The sequence below is a fragment of the Hoylesella oralis ATCC 33269 genome (assembly GCF_000185145.2).
GTDB lineage: Bacteria > Bacteroidota > Bacteroidia > Bacteroidales > Bacteroidaceae > Prevotella > Prevotella phocaeensis.
Window position 1 is genome coordinate 413,565 of the sequence record NZ_GL833119.1, and the last position, 15,533, is coordinate 429,097.

Below are 15,533 nucleotides of genomic sequence, written 5' to 3' on the forward strand. Positions count from 1 at the left end.
CTCCGGTAGCTTTTATCCACATTAAAAATAATTTACGACCATTCTGCACTGCGTAAATAAGAAAAAGATGAGAGCTCTATTTTTACATCTCATGATAGCCGGGCTGCTTTTCCCCGCGTTTTCAAAGGCGCAAAGCCTTAACCAAGACGAGAAAAAAAGCATAGAGAAAATTCTGAACGACCATGCCAAAGGCATACGTGCCGGCGTTATAAAAATAGACTCTACCGCTGTCGACGGCGACACGCTTACGCTCTACGTAAACGATAACCTGCAAGACATTCCCATACGCGACAGCAATTACCAAAGTATCACCCATGCCGTGGGGCAGATTTTGGCACAACGGTTTGCCGATAAAGCCGTAAAAATCGTTACCGATGGGCACGAACTGCGCACGCTCATCCCCCGTATAACACTGTCGAAGCGAGAAAAACGACCGGCGTTTACCTATCCTGCCGGTATTCCGCTTACCCGAAATCTCGATCGTCCGTATAAACCAACGCGGGGATTATATGGAAGACACATCGCTATGTGGCAGAGTCATGGCTGGTATTACGAGCAAGGACTGGCACGTTGGGAATGGCAACGAGCCCGATTGTTCCAGACTGTCGAGGATAAATATACCCAGACCTACGTCGTTCCTTATCTTATTCCGATGCTCGAAAATGCGGGAGCCATCGTTATGACACCCCGCGAACGAGACGCGAACCCCTACGAAGTCATTGTAGACAACGACGGCGCCCTTGCCGCAACGTCGACCTACCGCGAGCAGAACGGCAGCCGGCCGTGGCAAACCGGTCGTGACAAAGGCTTTGCCTACACAAAAGAACAGTACAAAGACTTCGAAAATCCCTTCACAGACGGTACCTATCGCGAAGCCGAAACCGTAACCAAGCCGAGCGAGGCCGGCACCATAGCTTGGATACCCGATATACCTAAGACGCACAGGTATGCCGTCTATGTGGCTTACAATACCCAAATAAACAGCACAGATGGCGCTTCTTACACCGTATACCATAAGGGCGGCAAAACTACCTTTACCGTTAACCAGACTATGGGCGGCGGTACATGGGTGTACCTTGGCACCTTTATGTTCGATAAAGGTACAAAAGGGCGGGTGGAACTTACCAACCTGTCGAAGAAAGCGGGGCAGATCGTTACCGCCGATGCCGTAAGGTTCGGCGGCGGCATGGGCAATATTGCCCGCCGAACCGATGGCGACAGCATCGCTACCAATATGAAATCCACACGAAAAAACGACCGTCTGCCGCGCAATGCCTGTCAGCCTAAGATCGATTATCCTTACGAAGTAAGCGGTTATCCGCGCTTCGAAGAGGCGGCACGCTATTGGCTTCAGTGGGCCGGAATACCCGACAGTATATACTCGCCGAGCCATGGTAAGAACGATTACACCGATGACTATAAATGTCGGGGTATATGGGTGAACTACCTCGCCGGCGGAACCAAGGCCGTTCCCGATGCCAAGGGACTGGGCATCCCCGTCGACCTGTCGCTCGCGTTCCATAGCGATGCCGGCTGTGTTTACGGCGACTCTATCATCGGGACACTGGGTATATACCAGACAGATGCCTATAACGGCAAATATGCCGACGGCACATCGCGCGACGCCAACCGCGACCTATGCGACCTTGTACTGACGAGCATCACGAACGACATACGCACCCTTTACGAACCCAAGTGGACTCGACGCGGCATGTGGAACAGCCGTTACTTCGAAGCATGGACGCCCCGTGTGCCTGCCATGCTGCTCGAACTGCTATCGCACAATAACTTTGCCGACATGAGGTATGGGCTCGATCCGCGTTTCCACTTCACTGTAAGCCGCGCTGTCTATAAAGGTATTCTCCGTTTCCTAAGCGATGAGTATGGCTACGACTACGTGGTGCAGCCATTGCCCGTAAGCCATTTCGCAGCCATACTGAAGGAAAAGAACGAGGTAACGCTCTCTTGGCAAGCCGTAACCGACTCGCTCGAGCCCACTGCCAAGGCCGAAAAATACATCGTATATACACGTGTAGGCGACACGGATTTCGACAATGGCGTGGTTGTAAAGAAGAACAGTTACACTTGCAAGATACCTGCAGACCAAGTAGTCAGCTTTAAGATTACGGCCATTAACAAGGGGGGAGAGAGTTTCCCGTCGGAAATACTCTCAGTAGGCATATCGTCTGCCGCCCAAACAAAGCCCGTTCTGGTGGTCAATGGCTTTAATCGTATCAGCGCTCCCGACGACTTCCGTTCGGCCGATGACGAGCAGGCAGGCTTCTTGGCCGACCAAGATAACGGCGTTCCGTACCGCAACATGATCACCTATGTGGGCAAGATGAAGGAGTTCCGGCGCGTTATACCGTGGACAGACGACGATTCGAGCGGCTTCGGAGATAGCTATGGCAACTACGAAAAGATGGTTATCGCCGGCAACACGTTCGATTATCCTGCCTTGCATGGTGCGGCCATCCTGAAAGCAGGCTACAGCTTCGCCTCCGTAAGCAGGGATGCACTGACCGCAAAAGATATTCTCAACACCGACGATTACTGCGCTTTAGACCTTATCCTCGGCAAGCAAAAACAGTCGAAGATGGGGCGCGGCGGCGTTACACCACTAAGGTTCAAGACTTTCGATGCCGACATGCAACAGATACTCACGCGCTATTGCCAAGCCGGAGGACGCATATTCGTGTCGGGTTCTTATGTGGGAACCGACCTGTGGCAAAACTCTGTAGCCCCTGCAAATAAGGAAGATCAAGATTTTGCGCAGCGCATATTGAAGTATAAGTGGCGCGATAACAGGGCCGCACTCGAAGGAAACATCCGTTACGTAGCATCTCCGCTGACGGAAGATCGGTTGCATCTCACCTATTATAACAAGCCCAACGAAGATTCATACGTGGTTGAATCGCCCGATGCCATAGATCCTGCCGATGCTTGTGCATATACCGCGTTCCGTTATACGGAGAATAATCTCAGTGCAGGCATCGTGTTCGGCGGCAACGAAAGCAACCGCTGGCGCACCGTTGTCCTCGGTTTTCCATTCGAAGCCGTAACAGATAGTGCCGATAGAGATATGCTCATGCAAAAGATACTGCAATACCTACTGAAATGACTTTACAGAAATATATCCTACATTTGCGGGCATACGTGCTGCTCGCAGCCATGTGCGCAATGGCTTGTCATGCCTTGCCAACGATGGCAGGCGAACCGTTTCGTTTCGCTTTGCTTACCGATATTCACATCAATGCGAAAGAAACATCAGCGACGGAAGACCTGCGTAACTCCGTTAAACAAATCAATGCGACCGATAATTTAGACTTTGTTCTCGTGACAGGCGATATTGCCGACGAGGGCGACAGGGCTTCTCTCATCCTTGCCAAGCAAGAGTTAGACAAACTGAAGATACCTTATTATATTATCATGGGTAATCATGATCAGAAATGGAGTGAGAGCGGATGCATGGATTTCAAGCGCATTTTCGGTTACGAACGGTTCAAGTTCGAACACAAGGGCTACCTCTTTCTGGGTTTCAACTGTGGTCCTCTGATGCGTATGGCGTTGGGGCACGTGCCGCCGGAAGACATTGATTGGGTGAAAAATGAATTAGAGAAGAACGGTAAGAACGGCAAACCGGTGTTCTTGGTTACTCACATGCCGATGTTACCCCAAGATACCGACAATTGGAACGACGTAACTGATGCCGTTCGTATTTACCCTGTAAAGGCATTCATCGGCGGACATTATCATAAAAACAGCTATCTCAGTTACGACGGTATCCCCGGTATTATCAGCATAACCAATCTAAGAAAGCAAGGAAACGACTACAGTCAGTATAACGAGTTCGAGCTTACGGCCGACTCGATGATCGTATATACCCATCCTGTGGGGCATCCGCGTTACCGTTGGACAGCCATTTCGCTCACAAAATCTTATTACGATACCAAGCCCGGATCGCCGGACATGAGGCCTGATTTCAGCATCAACCGAGAATATCCCGCCGTAAAAAGAGTGTGGGAAGTGGCTTCTCGCGCCGGAATATATTCCTCGCCCGTACCTTATAAAGGCAAGGTGTATGTGGCAGATAACCTCGGCAGACTGAGTTGCTACACCGAAAAAGACGGTCGGGAGCTGTGGACATACCGAACAGAAGGGCGTATTATAGGTACTCCGGCTATCGGGAAAGGCGTCGTTGTGGCCGGTTCGGCCGACGATAATATCTATGGTGTGGATGCCGCGAGCGGCAAATTGCGCTGGAAGGTGCACACCCGACGGCCGGTTGTCAGCGCAGTTACTACGGACAAAAACGTGGCATACGTCGGCGGCAGCGACAGCACATTCCGCGCCATCGACGTAACCGACGGCCGTATCGTATGGGAAAATCACGACGTGCGTGGCTATGTAGAAACAAAACCCTTGGTCACTAACGATCTTGTGTTGTTCGGTGCATGGGACAATTCGGTGTATGCGTTAGACAAACAGAGCGGTTTCTTGCGGTGGAAATGGACAACTTGTGCCGAAAAAGGCATGCATTATTCGCCCGCAGCCGTGTGGCTTGTCGAAGCTCATAACAAGGTTTTTCTCGTCGATCCCGAGCGTGCGATGACGGCACTCGATATCCGTACAGGCGATATGCTGTGGAGAACGTATCAAAGCAAGGTGCGCGAATCTATCGGACTCTCGGCGGATAAGCGGCGTATATATGCCAAAACCATGCAAGACAGCGTAGTATGTTATGCCGCAGACACACCCTCTGCTCACGAAATATGGGCATCCAATGTGGGCTTTGGCTACGAACATGCCACCGTTATGCTTACCGAGAAAGACGGTGTGGTGTTCAGTTCAACCAAGAATGGACTCATCTTTGCCGTAGACGCCCGCACCGGACGCGTGTACTGGAAACACAAAATAGGCAATACGCTTATCAACACCGTAGTGCCTTTGAGTAAGACCGAAGTGCTCTACACCAATGAAGACGGCCTGATAGGTAAACTGAGAATAGACGAAAGAATATATAAAAACTAAAAATACAAACGCATGAAACAAATGATAGACTGCTTTTTGCCGATAGCAGGAGCAGAAGAATTGGCAAAGACAATACACAGTTTGAAAGAACAGAACGAGGTGGCACGCATCGTAGTAATGCAGACTGGTGCCGACAAAGCGCCGTCTGGCTGCGATACGCTGACCATCGACACGCTGAAAAGCAGTCGCACGATGCGTGCGATCGCCGCTGAAGCCAAGGCTCCCTACACGCTGTTGTACTTTAAAGAGCAATACATGGAGATGGGATATTATGCCTTGAACCGCATGATACAGATTGCCGAAGCCACCGGAGCGGGCATGCTGTATGCCGATCATTACCAAACCACTGCCGACGGCACACGCAACGAAGCGCCCGTGATAGACTATCAAACGGGGAGTCTTCGCGATGATTTCGACTTCGGATCGGTAGTTCTCCTGCGCACGGATGCCTTGAAAGAGGCTGCGCAACGTATGACCGGCGATTATCAGGCAGCCGGTTTCTACGACTTGAGACTGAAACTGTCGGAGAAAGAAGACTTCGTTCACATCAATGAATACCTCTATTCGGAGATTGAACTCGACAACCGAAAGACGGGAGAGAAACTGTTCGACTATGTTGATCCGCGCAACCGTGCCTCGCAGATCGAGATGGAGCAGGCCTGCACCGACTATCTGAAAGACGTAGGCGGCTATCTGGCGCCGGCATTTGCCGATGTTCCCCTACATGAAAAGGGCTTCGAATACGAGGCAACCGTAATGATACCCGTACGCAACCGTGTACGTACCATTCGCGATGCCATCAACAGTGCGTTGAGTCAGCAAACAACGTTCAAATTCAACGTATTCGTTGTAGAAAACGGACCGGAGTACCATTCCACCGACGGCACCACTGAAGCTATCGAAGAATATACGGACGAACGCATTGTACACATCATTCCCACACGCAACGACATCGGTGTGGGCGGCAGTTGGAATATGGCTATCCATCATCCCAAGTGCGGAAAGTTCATTGTTCAGTTAGATAGCGACGACGTATATTCAGGCCCCGACACGCTTCAGAAGATCGTAGATGCCTTTTATACACAGAACTGTGCCATGATTATCGGCTCATACATGCTGACCGACATCAAACTCAACACGCTTCCGCCGGGCAAAATAGACCACAAAGAGTGGACACCCGACAACGGCCGCAACAACGCCTTGCGCATCAATGGTTTGGGTGCACCGCGCGCATTCTTTACGCCTGTGGTGCGCGAAATCAACCTCCCGAACGTGAATTACGGTGAAGATTACGCCTTAGGACTGGCCATTTCTCGCCGTTACCAGATAGGACGTATCTTCGATGTGCTCTATAATTGCCGCCGATGGGATGATAATTCCGACGCTGCACTAAGCATCGAGAAGAACAACCGCAACAACCTATACAAGGATCGCATACGTACTTGGGAGCTTCAGGCACGCATCAAGATGAACAAAAGATAGAATGTCGGAAGAAACTTTTATATAGTTATGAAAGACAGACATACTATCTAAACGAGACAGATGGTATATCTAAAGCCCTTAGATAGGTATTCTAAGTCACTTAGATGCCATACCTAAGAAAACCATTTGTGATATATTGATTAACAAAGTATTAGAATGAACGATAATAAACGTAAATCGCTGTGGGTATGGATCCCCTCGCTATACTTTACAGAGGGGTTGCCTTATGCCGCCGTGATGATGCTCTCGGTGGTGATGTATGCCAAGATGGGCATATCGAATGCCGCCATTACCTTTTGGACGGGGCTCTTCGGACTGCCGTGGGTGATAAAACCGTTGTGGTCGCCCTTTGTAGATATCTTTAAAACAAAGCGTTGGTGGATCGTTACCATGCAGTTCCTGATGGGTTGCGGACTGGCAGGTATCGCCTTCGTTATCCCCATGAGCTTCTTTTTCCAAGCCACTCTGGCCATCTTTTTCCTGCTGGCTTTCAGTTCTTCTACCCACGACATTGCAGCCGACGGGTTCTATCTGCTGGCGCTGAACGAGAAAGAACGCGCACTGTGGGTGGGCATCCGTTCCACGTTCTACCGCGTTTCAATGGTGGTAGGTCAAGGTCTGTTGGTGATAGTTGCCGGTTGGCTCGAGAAAATCGGTACCATCCGTTTCTCTTGGACAGTTACTTATTTCATCACAGCCGGTTTTATGGTGCTTATGTTTCTGTATCATCGTTTCATTCTTCCGCACCCTGCGTCGGATGTATCTGTGGCGGGCGAGGGACATAAAACTGCCCACGACGTGCTTCGGGAGTTCCTTATAACCTTCAAAACATTCTTTAAAAAGAGATATGTATTGCCGGCTGTCTTCTTTATGTTGTTCTATCGTCTGCCCGAATCATTGCTTCAACGCATCATATCTCCCTTTTTGCTTGACAGAACAGCTAACGGCGGACTCGGTATTTCTACCGAAGAACTGGGGTGGATATACGGCATATTCGGTGTTGTAGGTCTGCTTGCCGGCGGTATCATCGGAGGAATAGCCATTGCCAAGGGCGGTCTGAAACGCTGGCTTTGGCCTATGGCCTGCTCTATCATGCTCTCTTGTGGCGCTTTTGTGTACCTGAGCATGGCGCAACCTTCCGATTTCTGGCTGATCAACGGTTTCGTTTTCATCGAACAGTTCGGCTACGGATTCGGCTTTACTGCCTATATGCTTTACTTAATGGAGTTCTCCGAAGGCGCTCACAAGACTGCCCATTACGCGTTCTGTACAGGACTGATGGCCTTGGGAAACTTGGCCGGCATGGTTTCGGGCGCCATTCAGGAGTGCATCGGATATCAGAATTTCTTCCTTTTCGTAATGAGTACCTGCCTTGTTACCATCCTCGTATGCCTCTTTATACGGCTTGATTTACCTAAAGAGGAGGATACCGAAGAGTATGGGCCGTATAACGAATAATAATAAACATACGCACATGAAAAAATATGTTTTATGCCTTGCTGTGTTATGCTGCTGCTTTAGCGCAGTTGCCAAGGTAAAAGTGCTCACGGGAATAGAGGTGCTGAAGCAGCAAAACTTCAAGGTTCTTGAAGGCAAACGGGTGGGGCTCGTAACCAATCCCACGGGGGTAGACAACGAACTGCAATCGGATGTTGATATTCTGGCGGCCGTTCGGGGCATTAAACTGGTAGCCCTGTTCGGCCCTGAACACGGTGTGCGTGGCAGCGCTCATGCCGGTTTAAAGGTGGAAGACAACAGAGACGAAGCCACCGGACTGCCCGTTTATTCGCTTTACGGCAAGTATCGTGTGCCGGCGAAAGAGATGCTTCAAGGCATCGACGTGCTGGTTTACGACATTCAAGACATCGGGTGCCGCTCGTTTACCTATATCAGTACGCTCGGCAACATTATGAAAGCAGCCGCCGAAAACAATATTCAAGTAGTGGTGCTCGACCGTCCTAACCCGCTCGGAGGCCTAAAAATAGAGGGCAACATTACCGAAGACGACTGTATATCATTCGTCAGCAGACTTAAAATACCCTACGTCTACGGCCTTACCGTGGGCGAGTTGGCGTTGATGCTCAATGGCGAAAACATGCTCGGAGCCAAGTGCGATTTGACCGTGATCAAGATGAAAGGTTGGAAACGCAGAATGACTTACACCGACACAGGGTTGCCATGGGTACTGCCGTCGCCCCATATACCGGAACCGATTTCGGCACCTTTCTACGCCGTATCGGGCATTGTGGGCGAACTCGACGGCATTTCGATCGGCGTAGGCTACACGCTTCCGTTCCAAATCTTCGGTGCTTCGTGGATAAAAGCGCACGAATTGGCTTCGGCAATGAACGCATTGAACCTGCAAGGAGTAACCTTCCGCCCGATTTACTACTCTCCTTTCTACAGCAAAGGCATGGGTAAGGAACTGCAAGGCGTGCAGGTGTATTTCACTGATTACGGCAAGGCGCGGCTCTGCGATACGCAGTTTTACCTGCTTCAGGAGCTGTATCGTCTCTATCCCGACCACGATATATTACAGCAAGCCTCTAACGATCGCAAGGATATGTTCGACAAAGTGTGCGGCTCGAAGAAGATACGCCGGCTTTTCATGCAGCATCATCGGTGGGCAGACGCCCGCTCTTATTGGGACAAAGATGCAGAGGCATTCCGTCGGCTCTCGCAAAAATATTACTTATATAAATAAACAAAGTTGCGCAAAAGCGGGACAATCGTCAGCTAAAAAACGAAAACGGTATGGACACTGCAACACAACAGAAGAAACGCATATTGGCAGTAGACATCCTGCGAGGCATGACCATCGCGGGCATGATACTCGTGAACAACCCGGGAACAGACACTGTGTACGCTCCGTTAGAGCATGCAGAATGGATAGGACTCACACCTACCGACTTGGTTTTCCCGTTCTTCATGTTCATTATGGGTATCACAACGTATCTGTCGCTTAAAAAATTCGAGTTCAAATGGTCGGTGGAATGCGGTCGGAAGATTGCCAAGCGGGCATTATTGCTATGGTTGATCGGCCTTGCTATCTCATGGTTGTTCATGTTCTGCCGAGGTTTGCTTGATCCCGATATGAGCTCCATGCCTTTCGGAAGTCGATTATGGGCGTCTGTAAATACCTTCGATCAGTTGCGCCTCCTCGGTGTATTGCCGCGACTCGGCATTTGTTACGGGCTGGCAGCGGTCGTTGCCCTTTCCGTAAAGCATAAATACATCCCGTGGCTCATCGCTATAATTTTCATAGGTTATTACATTCTTTTGGAAACCTGCAACGGCTATGCCCACGATGCTTCTAACATTCTGGCTATAGTAGACGATGCCGTCCTCGGTCATGGGCATGTGTATCGCTGGGAGAGTCCCGATCCTGAAGGATTATTGAGCACGTTCCCCGCCCTCGCCCATGTACTTATCGGCTTTTGTGTGGGGCGCACGGTGATGGAAATGCAGAACCTTAACGACAAAATAGAGCGACTGTTCCTCATCGGAGCACTGCTTACATTTGCGGGATTTCTATTGTCTTACGCCTGTCCTATCAGCAAAAAGCTGTGGACTCCTACCTTTGCAATGGTAACATGCGGCTTGGCGTCGACGTTACTTGCCCTGCTTACGTGGTATATTGACAAGCACGGACACGAAAACAAGGGCACTCTGTTCTTCCAAGTGTTCGGCGTTAATCCTTTGGCATTATATGTGTTGTCCGACTTGTTGCTCATCCCGATTTCCATGCTTCCGCTTATTGGCGGCGCCAGTATCCATGCCTTCACGTTCGACAACCTGCTCATGCCCGTGCTGTGCAGCGTGAAAGCCGCCTCTTTGGCGTGGGCTTTGCTCTACGTGATACTGAACTGGGCATGCGGATATTACCTATTTAAGAAAAAATATATATAAAATTATGATATTATTAGCAGATAGCGGTTCTACCAAAACCGACTGGTGTTTGGTAGACAACGGTCAGGTAAGACTGACAGTTAAAACATGCGGTTTCAATCCTTTCTACCAAACGGAAGAAGACATAGCCGAAGAACTCCGTACAACCCTTGTGCCCGAGCTCCCCTCGAATACTGTCGACGGCGTGTTTTTCTACGGGGCAGGCTGCACACCCGAAAAAAGTACCATTGTTGCAGGGGCGTTAAAACGCGCACTGAACATCGGCGGACAATGCGAAGTGGCTACAGATATGCTCGCTGCAGCGCGCAGCCTGTGCGGACATAAGGCGGGCATTGCCTGCATACTCGGCACGGGAAGCAACTCTTGTGCTTACGATGGCGAGAAGATAACACACAACGTATCGCCGTTGGGTTTCATACTTGGCGACGAAGGAAGCGGCGCAGTACTCGGAAAGACGCTCGTGGGAGACATTCTGAAACGGCAACTTCCGCAGCCCATCATCGATGCTTTCAACGCGAAATATGCCCTCACACCGGCCGAAATCATCGATCGTGTGTACCGTCAGAAGTTGCCTAACCGCTTCTTGGCAGGCTTCGTACCTTTCTTAAGCGAGCATCTCGACGATGCTAACATATACAATCTCGTGGTCGAGAGCTTCCGTCGGTTCCTCGTACGCAATGTGAAACAGTACGCAGGATGGCAACATACGCCCATTGGGTTCAACGGTTCGATTGCCTATTACTTCCGTGCTCCGCTCGAAGACGCACTGCATGCCGAAGGCATGACGCTCGGACGTATTATACAGGCTCCTATGAAAGGGCTCATAGAATATCACAACGGCACAATTTAACCCACCCACTCATGGCTTTCATCAAAATATCTGAGCAGCCTTCACTCTATGACAACTTGGAGAAGAAGACGATACACGAACTGCTCACAGACATCAATACCGAAGACAAGAAGGTGGCGTTCGCCACTGAAAAGGCCATTCCGCAGATAGAAAAACTTGTGTCGCTCATCGTTCCGCGCATGAAAAAAGGCGGGCGCATCTTCTATATGGGAGCGGGAACCAGCGGACGTCTCGGCGTTCTCGATGCTTCGGAGATACCGCCAACATTCGGTGTGGCACCTACACACATTATCGGTCTCATCGCCGGAGGCGACACTGCACTGCGCAATGCCGTAGAAAAAGCCGAAGACGATGAGCAACGCGGATGGGAAGAACTGAAAGAACATGAAATCAACACCAAAGATACAGTGATCGGAATTGCCGCATCGGGCACCACGCCTTACGTCATCGGCGCCCTACGCAAAGCCCGTGAGCACGGCATATTGACGGGCTGTATCACGAGTAACCCCGACTCGCCTATGGCCGAGGTATCGGATGTACCCATCGAAATGGTAGTAGGCCCCGAATTCGTAACAGGCAGTTCGCGCATGAAGTCGGGCACAGGACAGAAGATGATCCTTAACATGATATCCACTTCCGTAATGATCCAACTCGGACGCGTAAAGGGAAATCGCATGGTAAACATGCAGCTTACCAATCAAAAACTCGTAGATCGTGGCACACGAATGATCGTAGACGAGCTCGGACTCGACTACAATCATGCCCGTCGCATCCTGCTGATGTACGGCTCGGTAAAGAAGGCTATCGATGCCTATCGCGCCGAAGATGGCAAATAAGCATATTAATTTAATTAAAACAAAATAATTTCTGCGGCCGAAAAAATATCACTATTTTTGCCGTAGTTATGCGAAGGTGGTGCATCGTACTTATGATGTCGGCATGCTTGCAGTTGCAGGCACAGACCGAACGGCCGGGACATATCAACCCTGAAGACAGGACTGTTGATATGGACAATCCTACTTTTGAGCCGTTGCTCAAGGTGGGTAAGGTGCTTAACGGTGTCGATTCCATACAGTATGTGGAGATGAACAACGTGTATGTGTACCCTCAACCGGTGTTCAAAAGCGAACAGGAACGCCAAGCCTACAACCGTTTGGTGTATAATATCAAGAAAGTGTTACCCATAGCCAAGGAAGTCAGGCAAATTATCCTCGAGACCTACGAGTATTTGGAGACCTTACCGAACAAGAAAGCCAAGGATGAACACATGAAATTGGTAGAGAAGAGCATCCGTAAGGAGTACACCCCGCGCATGAAAAAGCTGTCTTATCAGCAGGGAAAACTACTCATCAAACTTGTTTTTCGTGAGTGCAACTCTTCTTCGTATCAACTTATACAGGCGTTCATGGGCCCGATCAGGGCCGGTTTTTGGCAGGCTTTCGCGTGGACTTTCGGTGCCAGTCTCACCAAGAAATACGATCCGAACGGCGTAGACCGACTGACCGAACGCGTAGTATTGCAGGTGGAGGCGGGCCAATTATAGCATAAAACCTAACCTGAAGCAGGCATAAGAATATACATTCATTCCCATTATGTTTCATCAATTGCATTACATCGCCTTTTAAATCTTCTATAATTCATATAATTTACAAACGTTATCGAGCGACGTTTCCATGTGTCTTGTCCTATAATCGCTCCATGGAACGTGTGTCAACCTCCGTGGTTCATCGCGTAAACTTCCGTGGTTCACCGTGTCAACCTCCGTGGTTCATCGCGTAAACCTCCGTGCTTCATCGTGTCAACCTCCGTGGTTCATCGTGTCAACCTCCGTGGTTCACCGTGTAAACCTCCGTGCTTTATCGTGTCAACCTCCGTGCTTCATCGCGTCAACCTCCGTGGTTCATGATGTATAAGCAGAGATTTCTTTCTGTTGTTTATACACATTTATTTCTTGCGAAAGAGTTCGAGGGCTCTTCGTTCTTACGACTTCACGCTCAAGATGCCCATGATGATTATTGAAAACACTGACAGAAACCGACTTATTGCTTAAAAGAACCATCATATTCTAATAAGAATATATATTTTCCTGTCATTTATCAGCACCTTTTCAAATCGCTGTTTATCATTGCAATACGATAGTTTTTGCACAACAGCATGACTGTAATATAGTGAAAGACACATATATTGACTATTCCGAAAAAGACATGTTTCTTTCGTACAACAGAAAGGCATGCCTTATACAAATATATTATATCATTAATACAAGATAGGTGTACGTTTGTTGGAGGGTATGTATAAGACCGAGGGAAGGCATGTCTATATGAAATTTTACTGTCATTTAATTACTCATAATACCATCACAACTACCTTATGATCAGAAACCTTCTTCTAACATGGCGGTATGACGATAAAATAATAAAAACATATAAGTGCATATATGGATAAGATGTTTTTAAATAAGCAGATAAAAAATCATTATTTATTTTCGGTAAACATAGTTTTTAAAAGATTAAATATTCGAACTCGTGTAATAAAAGTATCGGTTCGCGGTCTATATAATAGAAATCTTAAAAAATGGAAGATAGGGAGATCATAGATAGGATTCTCTGTAAAAGCGATACCAAGTGTTATCGCGAAATAGTCGGACGATATTCGGGAAAGGTTTTTTCGAAAGTCCTTAGCATCGTAAAACGCGAAGAATTGGCCAAGGAAATAACCCAACAAGCTTTTATCCGAGCCTATATCAACCTCGATAGTTGGAAAGGAACTTCTTTAGGTCCATGGCTCAATGCCGTGGCAGTGCACATTGCTCTAAACACTCTCTGTAAAGAACGGAAGAGGCATGCAGAACCTATAGAACAGACCGTTATCGCAGAGCATCCTCAAGAATATTCGGATGAGCACGAGCAACTGTTACAACTGATGGAGAAAGCCATCGGCAGACTATCTCCATCCGATCGGAATATTATCTGCATGCACTACTATCAAAGGATGAAAACCGACGAGATAGCAAAAACTCTTGGTATGACAAAAAGTAATGTCTTGGTAAAATTACATCGCATTCGTGAACGTTTAAAAAAAGAAATTCAAAATGAAAGAAATCAATGATAATGAGTTCAACACTCTGATAAAAGATACTTTTGAACGCAGAGAAGTGCTTGAAGACATCCATCGGCAGGTGATGATGACCATGAAGAAGCGGAAAAGGCATGCAGAGTTTTGCCGATGGGCACGGCTTTTGGCCTTTTGCTTCGGGTTCCCTCTTCTTGTTATGTTCATGCTTTACTCTGCTTACGAGATAATCGTGTCGAATTCGTCTTCACAAACTGTTATTGTTTCCATGGTATTCTTTATTGCTACGATATTCGTTTTTGCATATAAAGCAATAGGCGAATTTTCTTTTGAATGAGATGTAATAATCGGATAGGCAGATTGTCTTTTTAATAGAAGTCTAACAAATAAAATACGTAATAATTATGAATGAAATGTGGGTTTTTGCAATTAATTCAATCATGGGAATGTTGGTTGGCATCATAGCTATTATAGGTGGTTATATCATAGATTACCATAAAAAGAAAAATGAGAAAGAGATACGCCAGTCCATCATCAACAACCATGTGGATATGGAAATAGCCAAAATACTGGTAAAACCAATGAAGAAAGAAGATAAATATAACATTCTTTTGTGGGGGTGTGTACTTCTTGGCTTAGGATTGGGGTATGCAGTAGCGCTTCTCCTTGGCATAAATGAGGAAAAAGGCTTAGGCCTTTGGATTATTTTAGCCGTAGGTATAGGTTTCGGAATGTTCGTTTCATTCTTTCTAAAAAAACAAAATGGAAGCAAAAGAACATGCCCGGCAAGAGGAAAGCAATATAGAAAAACAGTAATAATATTATAAATTATCTTTTTGTTTATATAGGAGTGTCGTTTTTAGATACTCCTTTTTCTTGTTTTACCACAGTTCTTTTATTATCTCATTTGAATTTTCTACTTTTTCTTTTTTAATTGCACAGAAAAGATGAGTCGAATATCCGATAAGTCTACAGATATCTTATCTTTCGTAAAAACAGGGAAGGTAGAGAAATAAAAAAGTGGCAAATGAATAGTTTCATCTGCCACTTGATAGTCGGGATGAGGCGACTCGAACGCCCGACCCCTACGTCCCGAACGTAGTGCGCTACCAACTGCGCTACATCCCGTGCATTGTTTTGCGGGTGCAAAGGTACGGTATTTTTCTGAAACAGAAACAATTTTATAAGG

General features: G+C 47.9%; 13 protein-coding genes and 1 tRNA gene. 12 read left to right on the forward strand and 2 right to left on the reverse strand.

The window, feature by feature from the left end:
* Nucleotides 1-67: 67 nt before the first annotated feature.
* From HMPREF0663_RS04425 to HMPREF0663_RS04465, 9 genes are all read left to right on the forward strand, one after another.
* On the forward strand, nucleotides 68-3,121 hold the full coding sequence (locus HMPREF0663_RS04425) for a golvesin C-terminal-like domain-containing protein (protein ID WP_004369041.1): 3,054 nt from the start codon (nucleotides 68-70) through the stop codon (nucleotides 3,119-3,121).
* Between the two features lie 50 nt (nucleotides 3,122-3,171).
* Nucleotides 3,172-5,031 (forward strand): outer membrane protein assembly factor BamB family protein, encoded by a 1,860-nt coding sequence (locus HMPREF0663_RS04430; RefSeq protein ID WP_309545632.1) that lies wholly within the window; start codon nucleotides 3,172-3,174, stop codon nucleotides 5,029-5,031.
* Between the two features lie 12 nt (nucleotides 5,032-5,043).
* Nucleotides 5,044-6,513: a glycosyltransferase family 2 protein gene (locus HMPREF0663_RS04435; RefSeq protein ID WP_004369043.1), complete on the forward strand. Its 1,470-nt coding sequence runs from the start codon at nucleotides 5,044-5,046 to the stop codon at nucleotides 6,511-6,513.
* 156 nt (nucleotides 6,514-6,669) lie between these two features.
* Complete coding sequence (locus tag HMPREF0663_RS04440) at nucleotides 6,670-7,971, forward strand: MFS transporter (protein ID WP_004369044.1); 1,302 nt, start codon at nucleotides 6,670-6,672, stop codon at nucleotides 7,969-7,971.
* A gap of 16 nt (nucleotides 7,972-7,987) precedes the next feature.
* Complete coding sequence (locus HMPREF0663_RS04445) at nucleotides 7,988-9,217, forward strand: exo-beta-N-acetylmuramidase NamZ family protein (RefSeq protein WP_016665407.1); 1,230 nt, start codon at nucleotides 7,988-7,990, stop codon at nucleotides 9,215-9,217.
* 50 nt (nucleotides 9,218-9,267) lie between these two features.
* Nucleotides 9,268-10,422 (forward strand): acyltransferase family protein, encoded by a 1,155-nt coding sequence (locus HMPREF0663_RS04450; protein WP_004369046.1) that lies wholly within the window; start codon nucleotides 9,268-9,270, stop codon nucleotides 10,420-10,422.
* Nucleotides 10,423-10,426: 4 nt separating this feature from the next.
* Nucleotides 10,427-11,272 (forward strand): hypothetical protein, encoded by an 846-nt coding sequence (locus HMPREF0663_RS04455; RefSeq protein WP_004369047.1) that lies wholly within the window; start codon nucleotides 10,427-10,429, stop codon nucleotides 11,270-11,272.
* Nucleotides 11,273-11,283: 11 nt separating this feature from the next.
* Complete coding sequence (gene murQ, locus HMPREF0663_RS04460) at nucleotides 11,284-12,108, forward strand: N-acetylmuramic acid 6-phosphate etherase (protein WP_004369048.1); 825 nt, start codon at nucleotides 11,284-11,286, stop codon at nucleotides 12,106-12,108.
* Nucleotides 12,109-12,200: 92 nt separating this feature from the next.
* A complete protein-coding gene (locus HMPREF0663_RS04465) occupies nucleotides 12,201-12,815 on the forward strand; it encodes a DUF4294 domain-containing protein (RefSeq protein WP_004369049.1) in 615 nt (204 codons plus the stop codon).
* Between the two features lie 357 nt (nucleotides 12,816-13,172).
* Here HMPREF0663_RS04465 and HMPREF0663_RS11905 read toward each other — a convergent pair whose 3' ends face one another.
* Nucleotides 13,173-13,334 carry a hypothetical protein gene (locus tag HMPREF0663_RS11905; RefSeq protein ID WP_155811931.1) on the reverse strand — a complete coding sequence of 54 codons (162 nt, stop codon included), beginning with the start codon at nucleotides 13,332-13,334 and terminating at the stop codon, nucleotides 13,173-13,175.
* A 512-nt stretch (nucleotides 13,335-13,846) separates the two neighbouring features.
* Here HMPREF0663_RS11905 and HMPREF0663_RS04470 point away from each other — a divergent pair.
* The 3 genes from HMPREF0663_RS04470 (at nucleotide 13,847) to HMPREF0663_RS04480 (ending at nucleotide 15,171) form a co-directional block, all read left to right on the forward strand.
* Nucleotides 13,847-14,380 carry an RNA polymerase sigma factor gene (locus HMPREF0663_RS04470; RefSeq protein WP_004369052.1) on the forward strand — a complete coding sequence of 178 codons (534 nt, stop codon included), beginning with the start codon at nucleotides 13,847-13,849 and terminating at the stop codon, nucleotides 14,378-14,380.
* A complete protein-coding gene (locus tag HMPREF0663_RS04475) occupies nucleotides 14,364-14,681 on the forward strand; it encodes a hypothetical protein (protein WP_004369053.1) in 318 nt (105 codons plus the stop codon). Before HMPREF0663_RS04470 ends, HMPREF0663_RS04475 begins: the two co-directional genes overlap by 17 nt.
* Before the next feature lie 67 nt (nucleotides 14,682-14,748).
* Nucleotides 14,749-15,171 (forward strand): DUF6249 domain-containing protein, encoded by a 423-nt coding sequence (locus HMPREF0663_RS04480; RefSeq protein ID WP_004369054.1) that lies wholly within the window; start codon nucleotides 14,749-14,751, stop codon nucleotides 15,169-15,171.
* 228 nt (nucleotides 15,172-15,399) lie between these two features.
* On the opposite strand, the gene HMPREF0663_RS04485 is transcribed toward HMPREF0663_RS04480, so the two are convergent.
* Nucleotides 15,400-15,472, reverse strand: a tRNA-Pro gene (locus tag HMPREF0663_RS04485).
* Between the last annotated feature and the right edge of the window lie 61 nt (nucleotides 15,473-15,533).